An 11548-nucleotide genomic window follows, 5' to 3' on the forward strand; every position below is an offset into this window, starting at 1 on the left:
CGAGCCTGCTTTTCAGGCCGTCAGCAACGCGCCGCTGTCGTCGAGCACGCGCACCGCGACCGGAATGGCGGTGCGCACGCTTTGCGTCACGACGCAGAAGTCCTCGAACTGGGCCAGTGCGCGGTCGAGCTGCCTGAGCGTGGATGCCGGAACGCCAAGCTGGATGGCGACCTCGATGCTGGCCACGCGCAGCCGGCCCTGGGCATTGCGCGACAGCGCGGCATCGGCCGTGGTTCGCATGGGGACCGCCTCGTTCCTGAACTTGCGCAGCGAGAACAGGAGGCTGGACGACAGGCAGTTGGCCACCGCTGCCACCAGCAGCTGCTCCGAGTCCGGGCCGGCGCTCGTTCCCAGCGGCGGCTTCACGTCCGTCAGGAGCATGGCGGCGCCGGGCTGCCCGAAATCGACAGCAAACCGGTAGGCTTCACGCAGTACCAGTGTGACGTTGTTCGCTTCGTCCATCATGGATGGGGCAGCACACGCTGCGCCGGCTCGGTGGGTTCAATGGCCTTCTGGGTCTTCATGTCGATTCCAGTGTGGGGCCCGCGCCGGTGCGCGGGCTTGACGTGGCGCAAGGATCGACGAGGGAACGCCCCCGGGCGGTGCCGGGGCTCAGGTTCCGCCCATCGTGGTGAGCAGCATGGCCTGCAACGCGAAGCGATGGTTCTCCGAGTGCTCGGCGGCATGGTCGCCGAGGACGGCGATCTGCGCATCCGGACCGGCCGTGCAGCCGTGTTCGTGCAGTGTCATCAGGTCCGCCAGCACCCAGGCGGGATGATCGATGCCTTCGAGATCGTCGTAGACCGGCACGCCCGCATGCTGTTCGATCTGCCGCACTTCGGCAGGCGTCAGGGAGGAACAATCAATCGCGTCGTACAGCCGGCCCAACATCTGCGAAAGGTGGCGGAACTGCGTGCCGCCCGGATCGATCGGTGGGCCGAGCCGCACGTGCGCCACCCGCGCCCCCAGATCCAGTGCCGCGCGATGAAGCACCGACATTTCCGCATCGCCCGGCTGCATGCGCAGCAAGGCGATGTTCTTTCCGGCCAGCGGCCTGTCGCCGGCGCGGCCCGCGAGCGATGCAGCCTTCAGCCGGCATGCAAGCTCGTGGACGGCCGAAAGGTCGCCGGCCAGGAACTCGTCGCGGCGCAAGCCGGGACTGTTCGAGGAAAGCAGGGTCGAGTGCATCATCACCGCAGCCTATCGGCGGCGAAACCGCATTCCTTGATGGCCGTCAACTCCGCGCCACGACGGGAATGAATGTCACAGTGCATTCACCCGCCGTTCACCGTGGCGCCGAGCCCCGCGGCTCCGGGCCCTCGCCGCGGCCGCACTGGCTGGCCTGGAGTTGACGAAGATCAGGGCGCGCGAGGGCATCGTGCCGCAGGATCGACGCATGCCTGTCGATCCACTGCTTCCCGTCTTCCGGGCCCGCGGCCTCGGAAAGACCTATCGCGCGGGCGACGTCGACGTCGTTGCGCTGCGCGATGTCGATCTGGACGTCATGGCTGGCGAGTTCGTGGTTCTGCTCGGACCTTCCGGCAGCGGCAAGTCGACGCTGCTCAATATCCTGGGCGGCCTCGAGGTGGCCAGCACCGGCAGCCTGCACTATTTCGAGCAGGACTTGATCGCTGCCGGCGACAGGGCACTCACGCGCTACCGGCGCGAGCACGTGGGGTTCGTGTTCCAGTTCTACAACCTCATTCCCAGCCTCACGGCCCATGAGAACGTGGCACTGGTGACGGACATCGCGACCGATCCGATGCCGATCGACGACGCGCTGGAGCGCGTGGGCCTGTCGGCGCGGCGCGACCATTTTCCTTCCCAGCTCTCGGGCGGCGAGCAGCAGCGCGTGGCGATCGCCAGGGCCATCGTCAAGCGGCCCCGGGTGCTTCTGTGCGACGAACCCACCGGCGCGCTGGACTATGCGACGGGCAAGCTGGTGCTCGACGTGATTGCCCGCGTCAACCGCGAGCTCGGCACCACCACGCTGGTGATCACGCACAACGCCTCGATCGCAGGCATGGCCGACCGCGTGATCTCGCTCGGCGATGGCCGGGTGCAGAAGATCGAGCGCAATGCGCATCGACTCGCGCCGGCGGAACTGTCCTGGTAGCACGGCCGTGAGAGCACTCGACCGCAAGCTGCTGCGCGACCTGCGCACGATGTGGAGCCAGGTGCTCACGATCGCGCTGGTGGTGGCCAGCGGCGCCGGCGGCTTTCTCACGAGCCTGTCGGCGATCGACTCCCTGGCCGCCTCCCGCGACGTCTTCTATGCGCAAGGGCGCTTTGCGGACATCTTCGTCACGGTCAAGCGCGCGCCGCTTGCGCTCGTCGGCCAACTGCGTGAAGTGGCGGGCGTGGCCGAGGTCCAGCCGACCATCGAGCAGATCGTGCGCATCCAGCTGCCCGCGAGCAATGACCCGGTGCTCGGCCAGCTGATCGGCATCGACCGCACCGTGCCGCCGCGCCTGAACCAGGTGAGCATCGTGTCCGGGCGCGGGCTGTTCGATGGAGCTGCCACCCGGGGTGGCGGGCTCGATGCCATCGATGCGCTGGTGTCGCTGGGCTTTGCGCAGGCGCGCGGCCTGAAGCTCGGCGACACGTTCGGCGCGCTGCTCAACGGCCGGCAGCGGCAGCTGCGCATGGTCGGAACAGCCGTGTCGCCGGAGTTCGTGTTCGCGGGCCTGTGGGGCATGCCGGACCAGCGCGGGTTCGGGATCTTCTGGGTCGACCAGGAGGTGCTGGCCGGCGCCTACGACATGGAAGGCGCGTTCAACACGCTCGCGGTGCGGCTCGCCCCGGCCGCGGTGCGGCGCGTCTCCGACGCCGAGGTGGCCGATGCGCTGGCCCAGCCGCTGGCGCGCTTTGGCGGCGCCGCGCCGCGCACGCGCGAGGAGCAGGTATCCCACGCCATGCTCGACAACGAGATCAAGGAGCAGCGGGTGCTCGGCATCGTGCTGCCGTCCATCTTTCTCGGCGTGGCGGCGTTCCTGCTGAACGTGGTGCTGGCGCGGCTGATCGCCACCCAGCGCGAGCAGATCGCCGCGCTGAAGGCTCTGGGCTATTCGAACCGCACCGTCGCCGCCCACTTCCTGAGCCTGGTGCTCGTGATCGTCGCGCTGGGCCTGGCCCTGGGCGTCGCGCTGGGCGACTGGCTGGGCGCTCGCCTGGTCGGCCTCTATGCGGAGGTCTTTCACTTTGCGGATTTCGAACACCGCATGGATCCGCGGCTGGTGCTGCTGGCGGCCGGGGTGACGCTGGCAACAGCGCTGCTGGGAACGCTCTCGGCCATTGCGGCAACCGTTCGGCTGACGCCGGCCGAGGCCATGCGGCCGCCGGCGCCGGGCCGCTACCGCCGCACGCTGGCCGAGCGCTTGGGCATCACGCGCCTCAGTCCGGCCGTGCGCATGATTCTTCGCAACATGGAGCGCCGTCCGGTGCGCACGGGCCTGTCGATCGGCGGCGTCGCGGCGGCGGTGGCGATCGTGGTGATGGGCAACTTCTTCCGCGACGCCATTGACGTGATCGTCGACAGCACCTTCACCTTGTCGATGCGCAGCAACGTTTCCGTCTGGCTGGTGGAGCCGGCGGACAACGCCGTGGCGCTGCAGCTCGCGCGCCTGCCCGGCGTACTCGCGCACGAGTCGCTGCGCGATGTGCAGGTGACGCTGGTCAACGGCCATTTGCGCAAGCGCCTGCAGATCCGGGGCGGCCCGGTGCGCAGCGAGCTGCTGCGCATCGTGGATGTGAACGGACGGCAGTCGATTCCGCACGGCGACGGCCTGCTGCTGACCGACCGGCTGGCCGAGAAGCTGGGCCTGCGCGTGGGCGACGTGGTGCGCGTCGAGGTGCACGAGGGCCGCCGGCGCGCCTTCGAGGTGCGGGTGGATGGCACGGTGCGCGAGATGATGGGATTGAACGCCTACATGAACCGCGAGGCGCTGAACCGCGCGCTGGGCGAGGGCGACATCGCCACCGGCTTCCTGCTCGCGCTGGAGCAGGGCAGCGAGGCGCGGCTGCTGCAGGCGGTCCAGGCGCTGCCGCGCGCGGCCGGGGCGTTCAGCAAGGCGGCGATGCTGCGCAACATGCAGGAGGTGACGGCGCGCAACATCCTCATCATGAGCACGGTGCTCACGCTGTTTGCCGCGGTGATCGCCGTGGGCGTGGTCTACAACAACGCGCGCATCGCGCTGGCCGAGCGCGCCTGGGAGCTGGCCAGCCTGCGCGTGCTCGGCTTCACGCGCGCGGAAGTATCGGGCCTGCTGCTGGGCGAGATGGCGATCGGCATCGCCATCGCCCTGCCGCTCGGCATGCTGACGGGCGATGCCCTGGTCCACCTGATTGCCATGCTGCTGAAGTCCGACCAGTTTCTGTTTCCCGTGGTGATCCGTGCGCGGACCTACGCCCTGGCCGGGTTGGCCGTGGTGCTGGCCGCCGTGGCCAGCGCGCTGATCGTGCGCCGCCGCATCGATCGCATCGACATGGTTTCGGCCCTGAAAACGAGAGAGTGAACCCCGTGACCTCGAAAAAAACCTTGTGGATATCGATCTCGGCGGGTGTGGCCGTCTCGGCCGCGCTGCTCTGGGCCTTCGCGCCAAGGCCGCTGGCCGTGGAGGTGGCGCGCGCCAGCGTGGGTCCGTACGAACAGGCCGTGCTCGAAGACGGCCGGACGCGCCTGCGCGACCGCTATGCGCTGAGCGCACCGCTGACGGGCCGGCTGGCCCGCATCGCGCTGCGCGAGGGAGACGCGGTGGAAGCCGGTGCCGTGGTCGCCACCATCACGCCGGCACTCTCGCCCATGCTCGACGAACGCACGCGGCGCGAGCAGTCCGCCCGCGCCGAAGCCGCCGAGGCGGCGGTGCGCAGGGCCGACGCCGGCGTGCAGCGCGCGCGGGTTGCCGTGGAGCAGGCGCGCACCGAGCTTCGGCGCAACGAGCAGCTGGCGCAGCAGCACTTCATCTCGCCGGCCAAGGTCGACACCGACCGGCTGGCGCTCGAGGCCGCCCGGATGGAACTCGAAGCGGCCGTGCAGTCGCGCCAGGTGGCGGGGCACGAGCGCGACACCGCGCGTGCCGCCTTGATCGCCATCCGCACACCCGGCTCCGGCGAGGGAAGCTTTGCGCTGCGTTCCCCGGTGAGCGGTCGCGTCCTGCGCGTGGCACAGACCAGCGAGGCGACGGTGATGCTCGGCGCGCCGCTGATCGACATCGGCGACACCGCGCGGCTGGAGATCGTGGCCGAGCTGCTGACCACCGACGCGCTGCAGGCGCTGCCCGGCGCGCCGGTGCGTATCGAGCGCTGGGGCGGCGAGGGCGTGCTGGAGGGACGTGTGCGCCGCGTCGAGCCCGCCGCGTTCACCAAGGTGTCGGCGCTGGGCATCGAGGAGCAGCGCGTGAACGTCCTGATCGACCTCGTCGGGCCGCCCGATCTGTGGCGGGCGCTGGGCGACGGCTACCGGGTGGGGGTGCGCATCGTGACGCTGTCGCGTTCCTCGGTCCTGCGGGTGCCGGTGAGCGCGGTCTTTCCGCAGCCCGGCGGCGGCATGGCCGTGTTCGTGGCGAAGACGGGAAGAGCGCAGCTTGCGCCGGTCGAGTTCGGTGGACGCAACGGCAGCGAGGCCTGGGTGCGCGGGGGAATTGCCGAGGGGGCCGAGGTGATCGTCTATCCGGCGGCGACGCTGCGCGACGGCATGCGCGTCAAGGTGCGTGCGGTGCGCTGAGGCTTCGCCGCACGCACTTGGCCGCTTACTGGATCTCGAGGGTGCTGCGGCCGGCGCCTTCCCGCTTGGGAAGCGTCAGGCGCAGCACGCCGTCCTCGAGCTTGGCCACCGCGGTCTTCTCGTCGACCTCGGTGGCCAGCGAGAAGCCGCGCGACACGCTGCCCCGGTAGGTTTCAGTGACCAGGGCGCGGCCATGCTTCTTTTCCTGGTCCTTCTTGATCTCGGCGGAGATCGACACGTAGTTGCCGTCGATCGAGACGCGGACGTCTTCCTTCTTCGCGCCGGGAATCTCGGCCGTGACAAGGTATTCCTTGTCGTTTTCGGTCACGTCGACACGAATGTCGGCCGGCAGGTCGACGTCGTCCATCAGCTGCAGGGGCCGCGCCCAGCGGCGCAGCATGTCGGGAAACAGGTTTTCGAGCCGGTCAAGGCGAGTGAGTGCGTTCATCGTTTGCTCCACAGGGTTGGTTGGATTTCGCACCGGACCTGCCCTCGAGCCGGGCAGCAGCGCGAGCATTCACTCTAGGCAGTCGAACGCCGTGGTTCTTGCGCTGGATCAATCGCGTGCGCTGCGGGCCCGATGCGCACGGTTCACGGCGCGCGGCGCCAGGGAGATTGATGCACGTCAACACACGAGCGCGTCATGCGCGCAAGCTCGCTGCTCCAAGGAACCGCCCCATGCGCCTCGCCCACCCCGGAAACGCCCCTCATGCTGCCCGTCCTTGATCCGTGGCAGGCGTGCGCGGCCGCAGCGGACGTGTCCCTGGCCGCGCGCGCTTCCGACGAAGCGCTTCGGCGCCGCCGCGAGAGCCGCCTGGCGTCTCTCTTCTCGGCAGCCGCCGCGGGATCGGCCCTGTACCGGCGCGTGTTCGCCGGCCGCGATCCGACGGGCGCCAGGCTGGAAGAGCTACCCATCGCCCACAAGAAGGCGCTGATGCGCGACTTCAAGTCCTGGGTGGCCGATCCGGCACTCGACCTGGGCAGCCTGCGCGGCTTCGTTGCAGACCGCGCGAACATCGCCGAGCCCTGGCTCGGTCGCTACATGGTCTGGGAGAGTTCGGGCAGCACCGGCGAGCCGGGCATCTTCGTTCAGGACGCGGCGGCCATGGCGGTGTACGATGCCCTCGAGGCCATGCGCCGGCCGGTACTTCGGCCGCTCCAGCGGTGGCTGGACCCGTGGGGGCTGACCGAACGCGTCGCCTTCGTCGGCGCGACGGGCGGCCATTTCGCCAGCACGGTGTCGGTGGAGCGTCTGCGCCGGCTCCAGCCCGGTCTGGCGGACCGGCTGCGCAGCTTCTCCTTCCTGCAGCCCATCGACGCACTGGTCGCGCAGCTGAATGCGTTCCGGCCGACGGTGCTTGCCACCTATCCGAGCGCGGCCGTGCTGCTGGCGCAGGAGCGCCGCTCCGGGCGATTGACGGTGTCGCTGCAGGAGATCTGGACCGGCGGCGAAGGCTTTTCCCGCACCAGGCGCGCCTTCGTCCGGAAGGCGTTCGAGTGTCCGGTCGCCAACAGCTACGGCGCCTCGGAGTTCCTGTCGCTGGCTTTCGAATGCAGCCTCGGCGTGCTGCATCTGAACAGCGACTGGGCGATTCTCGAGCCGGTCGATGCGCAAGGCGTGGCCATGCCACCGGGCCGCCCCGGCACGACGACCCTGTTGACCAATCTGGCCAATCACGTGCAGCCACTGATCCGCTACGACCTCGGCGACCGCGTCACGCTGCTGGCGCCGCGCTGTGCATGCGGTTCGCGGCTTCCGGCGATCGAGGTCGAGGGGCGCGACGACGACACGCTCGTCTTTCGAGGCGCCCGCGGCGCGCTGCCGGTGAAGATCGTTCCGCTGGCGGTGAGCACCGTGCTCGAGGAGGAGGCCGGCCTGTTCGATTTCCAGCTGGTGCAGCAGGGCCCCGGCGAGCTGCTGCTGCAAACCGGCCGAAGCGGCGCGGACACGCAAGCGGCGCTGGAGAAGGCGAGCCGGATACTCCGGGACTTCCTGGCGGCGCAGGGCGCGGGCGGCGTGCGCGTTCAGTGCCGTGTCGGCGAGAGCGGCTGCTGCGGGCGAAGCGGCAAGGCCAAGCGCGTGGTCTCCTCGCTGCGATGACGGTCCCGCAGGCGAAGTCCCCGCCCGGGCCCTTCGGCCCGGGCGGCTTGATCCAGCGCAAGTCCGGCGCGCATGGACCCGTCAACATTCGCAGGTCTCGATGGGAAATCCCTTGACGGCCGCCCAGGAGCGCCACGATGAGCCAGCTTTTCGAAGACCGCGCGGATGCCGGGCGTCGCCTGGCCAGGGAACTGCGCAAGATGAAGCTGCGGGATCCGGTCATCTTCGCGCTGCCTCGCGGCGGAGTCCCCGTGGCAGCAGAAGTCGCGCGCGCGCTGCGCGCACCGCTCGACCTGCTGCTGGTGCACAAGATCGGCGCGCCCGGCCAGCCGGAGGTCGCCGTGGCGGCGGTTGCCGCAGGCGCGCGGCCGGTCGTCGAAGTCTGCAATGAAACCCTGCGGCTGGCCGGTGCGTCGACCGACTACGTGCAGGGCGAACTGCCGCTTCATCTCGAGGAAATCGAGCGCAGGCGCAGGCTTTACCTCCAGGGGCGTTCATCGCCGCCGGTGGCGGGGCGCACGGCGGTGCTGGTCGATGATGGAATCGCAACCGGCACCACCGTGCGGGCGGCGCTGCGAAGCCTGCGCGACCGCAGGCCCGAACGCATCGTCCTCGCCGTGCCGGTCGCTCCAGCGGCGCAGCTGGAGCGGCTGCGCACAGAGGTGGATGCCGTCGTATGCCTTCTGACCCCGGAGCCTTTCGTCGCCGTGGGTGCGTACTACCACCACTTCAATCAGACCACCGACGAGCAGGTGGTCGCCCTGATGGCCGCGCAGCCGTGGGCGGCCGGGCCGTAGGCCGCGAAGCGGGCGCCGTCATTGGCAGCGGCCCGCGGTACCGGCCCGGTCATGGGCCGGAAAGGGCCATGTGCGCCCGCTTCAGATAACGGGAAGCCTGCGGCAGCCATTTCTCCGGATGGCGAGGATCGGGCTCCATCAGGTGCGCGACGCTCAGCCGTGCCCGCATCAGGGCATTCTTCGCGGTGTACAGGCGCAGCAGCGCCGGCGCTGGCGCGTCGTCGAGGGCTGCAGCGATGCGGGTGCACAGCAGCGGGCCGATCGATGCGTCGCCCGCCATGTCGCATTCCAGGCCGAGGAAACACAGTTCGTCGAACGGGTCGACCTCGCCCAGGCGGGCATCGAACTCGAGCGCGTCGAACACTGTCGGTGGCTCGACGAGGCACACGTGCTCGGCGCGCAGATCGCCATGGCCTTCGACGATACGGCCCTCGGCGACGCGCGCGCGCAGCAGCCCTTCGTGCAGCGTCAGTGCCTCGTTCGTTCCCTGGCAGACTTCACGAACGAGCGGCAGGGCGAAGGCGGCCCGCTCGAGCATGCGCGCGCTGAGCGCGATGCCATGGCGAAGCCGCGCGACATATTCACCCTCGTCGACCGCAGCGCGTACCGCGCTGCGATAGAAGGCCGACAGCGTGGCGCCGAGCGCGTCGATGTCCCCCGGTTCGAGTTCGCCCCGCCGGATGACCCCGTCGAGCATGCGCGCCTGCGGAAGCCGCCGCATGACGACGGCCCAGTCCACCGTTTGCCGGCCTGGCTGGATGTAGGCCTCCGCAACCGCGCTGAGCGTGCCGCCGTGCCATTGCAGCGCAAGCAGGCCCAGATAGACATCCGGCGCCAGGCGCCGGTTCAGCCGCAGCTCCCTGCGGGCATTGCATTCGCGCGCCTCCAGGCTCGAATAGTCGACCGGGGGATAGACCACGGGCTTCTTCAGCTTCAGCACCTGCGTCTTGCCCAGCAGCACCCATGACATGTGGGTTTCGATGCGCTGGGGAAGCGCGCCCGCATCGCTCGCCGCGAGAAAGGACTCGAGGCAGTGGAGCTTTGCTTCCATGTCCGGCATGCGGGCGGTGCGCGCCTCGGCAGCAGCCGAATGCAAAGGGGCGGGAGTGGCACGGGTTTCCATCGGGAAGGGGCTCAGTGGGCCATCCAGACCGGCAGGGTGGCCGATTCCAGCACGGTGCGCGTGACACCGCCGAGCACCAGTTCCCTGGCCCGGCTGTGCCCATAGCAGCCCATGACGATCAGATCGGCACCGACGTCCCCGGCGAGCGACAGCAGGGCCTGGCCTGGATACCGGGCCTCGAGGCTGCGGTGTTCCTGCACGCGCCCGACGCCATGCGTCAGGAGGCAGTTCCGAACCGCCGCCATTGCGGGTGCCGGGTCGCCCGCGCCTTCTTCGGTGGCGCAGACGAGGTGAACCTGTTTCGCCTTGCGCAGGACAGGCGCGGCCGTGGCCAGTGCATTCGCTGCCTCGCGGGTGAAGCGCCACGCGACCAGGACCGTCTCCAACTCTGCCGACGGCTCGCCGGCGAAGGGCACGATCAGTGCCGGCTTGCCGCTGCCGAGCAGCGCCGCCTCGACGAAGTCGCCGGGCACGTCGAAGCCGGTGGCATCGAACGGATCGCGCTGCCCGAGCACCATGAGGTCTGCAGTCAGGGCGCGGCGCACAAAGGTATCGGTGACCGGCTCGCCGCGAAGCTCCTGCCAGTCGCTGCGAACCGCACTGCCTTGCAAGGCGCGTTCGAACATCGCGAGGGCGCGTGCCCGGTGATCCGGGTCGACCGGCCCCCGCATGGGCATCGCCGGCAGTCCGCCGGGCAGGGCCAGCGCCGGCAGCACGGGGGGCGCGACCGCGAAGAGCGCGGTCAGCGCGGACTCGTGGGCCTGCGCGAGCCGGTGGGCGAACCGCAGCCGTGTCTCGGCGCGGGTGGTGCCGTCCAGGTGGACAAGGATCGAATCGAGCGTGTTCATGGCTGCCATGCTGCGCCGGCCCTGGGCAAGGCGCCTTGCGCCAGCGCAATGAACGAAGGGGGCATCCCCGGGTGCTCGCCCTTCAGTGATGGCTCGCGTACCGCATGGCTTGCGCCCGTGCATGGCGCAGTGCCTCGGCGGCCGTGGCGTACGGTGCCGCGTCCTCGGGCAGGTGCACCGCCTCTGCAGCCCCGCGCCGGCAGATCGCAACGGGCTGGAACAAGGCACCGGCAGGACGCACGCCCAGCTCGCAGCGCCAGCCGTTCGACTGGAACAGCTCCGACTGCGCGAAGTCCGCTGTCGCGTCTTCGCATGGGGCGGTGGCGGCGCGGAGCATGGCGTTCACGGCTTTCCGTCCGAGGGTACGGCGATGCGCCGTTCGAGCTCGGTGATTCCCACATGGGACAGGTCGCAGTCGAGCAAGGTCTGGACTCGCTCGCTCACTGCATTGCTCAGTTGGGCCCTGAGCTCGCCGATGAAGGGATTGGATGAAAAGATCATGAGCGAGCCGAACTTGCCCGCGGCCAGCGCTTCGTCCAGCCGCTGCGCGATCTCCCTGGCGAAGCGCCGATGCTCTTTCCGGTGCGCGTCGCTGCGCGGCTCGAACTGGTTGACGCCATGGCTGTTGTCGGCGGCCTGGCGACCGGCGCGGTCGGCCGCGAGCGCGCCGGTGCGCAGACGGCTTTCCGAGTGGGTCAGGGTCGCGACCGGCACCAGCGGCTCGATGGCGGATTTCCGGCTGAAGATGCGTGCCAGCGCCGCATTGGTGACAACGATCCATTGGGATTTCATGGCAGTCTCGTAGAAAGTGACGGCCAAGCTTAGGTCGGCTAGACAGATCGGAGATTGCGCTTGATCAAGTGCGCGCGGCCGGTCTCCCTCGGTGCGGCGCCCGAGCTTGATCTTCGTCAAGCTTCGCATGCGTCGGCACCCGCATGATCTCCCGTTTGGAGATCA

The 11548-nt window shown here is 69.6% G+C and carries 12 protein-coding genes; 5 read left to right on the forward strand and 7 right to left on the reverse strand.

The window, feature by feature from the left end; translation table 11 throughout:
• Positions 1-12: 12 nt before the first annotated feature.
• Positions 13-465 (reverse strand): OsmC family protein, encoded by a 453-nt coding sequence (locus VAPA_RS29365; RefSeq protein ID WP_021003850.1) that lies wholly within the window; start codon positions 463-465, stop codon positions 13-15.
• A 147-nt stretch (positions 466-612) separates the two neighbouring features.
• Positions 613-1152, reverse strand: coding sequence for a Rossmann-fold NAD(P)-binding domain-containing protein (locus VAPA_RS33655; RefSeq protein ID WP_196232599.1), 540 nt, complete (start codon positions 1150-1152; stop codon positions 613-615).
• A gap of 244 nt (positions 1153-1396) precedes the next feature.
• Here VAPA_RS33655 and VAPA_RS29375 point away from each other — a divergent pair, with 244 nt between their 5' ends.
• From VAPA_RS29375 to VAPA_RS29385, 3 genes are read left to right on the forward strand one after another with little or no spacing between them, the layout of a single operon-like run.
• Positions 1397-2116, forward strand: a complete 720-nt coding sequence (locus VAPA_RS29375) for an ABC transporter ATP-binding protein (protein ID WP_021003852.1) — start codon at positions 1397-1399, stop codon at positions 2114-2116.
• Positions 2117-2123: 7 nt separating this feature from the next.
• Complete coding sequence (locus tag VAPA_RS29380) at positions 2124-4514, forward strand: ABC transporter permease (RefSeq protein WP_021003853.1); 2391 nt, start codon at positions 2124-2126, stop codon at positions 4512-4514.
• A gap of 5 nt (positions 4515-4519) precedes the next feature.
• Positions 4520-5722, forward strand: coding sequence for an efflux RND transporter periplasmic adaptor subunit (locus tag VAPA_RS29385; protein WP_021003854.1), 1203 nt, complete (start codon positions 4520-4522; stop codon positions 5720-5722).
• A 25-nt stretch (positions 5723-5747) separates the two neighbouring features.
• On the opposite strand, the gene VAPA_RS29390 is transcribed toward VAPA_RS29385, so the two are convergent.
• Entirely contained in the window at positions 5748-6170 is a 423-nt protein-coding gene (locus VAPA_RS29390; RefSeq protein WP_021003855.1) for an Hsp20/alpha crystallin family protein, read from the reverse strand.
• Between the two features lie 261 nt (positions 6171-6431).
• Here VAPA_RS29390 and VAPA_RS29395 point away from each other — a divergent pair, with 261 nt between their 5' ends.
• Both VAPA_RS29395 and VAPA_RS29400 read left to right on the forward strand, forming a co-directional pair.
• Positions 6432-7823, forward strand: a complete 1392-nt coding sequence (locus VAPA_RS29395; RefSeq protein ID WP_041946677.1) for a phenylacetate--CoA ligase family protein — start codon at positions 6432-6434, stop codon at positions 7821-7823.
• 137 nt (positions 7824-7960) lie between these two features.
• Positions 7961-8620 carry a phosphoribosyltransferase gene (locus VAPA_RS29400; RefSeq protein ID WP_021003857.1) on the forward strand — a complete coding sequence of 220 codons (660 nt, stop codon included), beginning with the start codon at positions 7961-7963 and terminating at the stop codon, positions 8618-8620.
• Positions 8621-8669: 49 nt separating this feature from the next.
• On the opposite strand, the gene VAPA_RS29405 is transcribed toward VAPA_RS29400, so the two are convergent.
• The 4 genes from VAPA_RS29405 to VAPA_RS29420 form a co-directional block, all read right to left on the reverse strand.
• Complete coding sequence (locus VAPA_RS29405; protein ID WP_021003858.1) at positions 8670-9743, reverse strand: hypothetical protein; 1074 nt, start codon at positions 9741-9743, stop codon at positions 8670-8672.
• An 11-nt stretch (positions 9744-9754) separates the two neighbouring features.
• Positions 9755-10591, reverse strand: a complete 837-nt coding sequence (locus VAPA_RS29410) for a universal stress protein (protein WP_041946819.1) — start codon at positions 10589-10591, stop codon at positions 9755-9757.
• A gap of 82 nt (positions 10592-10673) precedes the next feature.
• The gene (locus VAPA_RS29415; RefSeq protein WP_021003860.1) at positions 10674-10937 is read right to left on the reverse strand and encodes a hypothetical protein; all 264 of its coding nucleotides are present in this window, start codon (positions 10935-10937) and stop codon (positions 10674-10676) included.
• Positions 10934-11503: a host attachment protein gene (locus VAPA_RS29420; protein ID WP_196232600.1), complete on the reverse strand. Its 570-nt coding sequence runs from the start codon at positions 11501-11503 to the stop codon at positions 10934-10936. Before VAPA_RS29420 ends, VAPA_RS29415 begins: the two co-directional genes overlap by 4 nt.
• Between the last annotated feature and the right edge of the window lie 45 nt (positions 11504-11548).

Origin of the sequence: Variovorax paradoxus B4 (assembly GCF_000463015.1) — a bacterium.
Lineage (GTDB): Bacteria > Pseudomonadota > Gammaproteobacteria > Burkholderiales > Burkholderiaceae_C > Variovorax > Variovorax paradoxus_E.

Excerpts from the sequence above, each read along its gene's own strand:
- VAPA_RS29400 (WP_021003857.1), top strand. The coding sequence starts at position 7,961 with ATGAGCCAGCTTTTCGAAGACCGCGCGGATGCCGGGCGTCGCCTGGCC.
- VAPA_RS29395 (WP_041946677.1), top strand. The coding sequence starts at position 6,432 with ATGCTGCCCGTCCTTGATCCGTGGCAGGCGTGCGCGGCCGCAGCGGAC.
- VAPA_RS29405 (WP_021003858.1), bottom strand. The coding sequence starts at position 9,743 with ATGGAAACCCGTGCCACTCCCGCCCCTTTGCATTCGGCTGCTGCCGAG.
- VAPA_RS29410 (WP_041946819.1), bottom strand. The coding sequence starts at position 10,591 with ATGAACACGCTCGATTCGATCCTTGTCCACCTGGACGGCACCACCCGC.
- VAPA_RS29390 (WP_021003855.1), bottom strand. The coding sequence starts at position 6,170 with ATGAACGCACTCACTCGCCTTGACCGGCTCGAAAACCTGTTTCCCGAC.
- VAPA_RS29365 (WP_021003850.1), bottom strand. The coding sequence starts at position 465 with ATGATGGACGAAGCGAACAACGTCACACTGGTACTGCGTGAAGCCTAC.
- VAPA_RS29375 (WP_021003852.1), top strand. The coding sequence starts at position 1,397 with ATGCCTGTCGATCCACTGCTTCCCGTCTTCCGGGCCCGCGGCCTCGGA.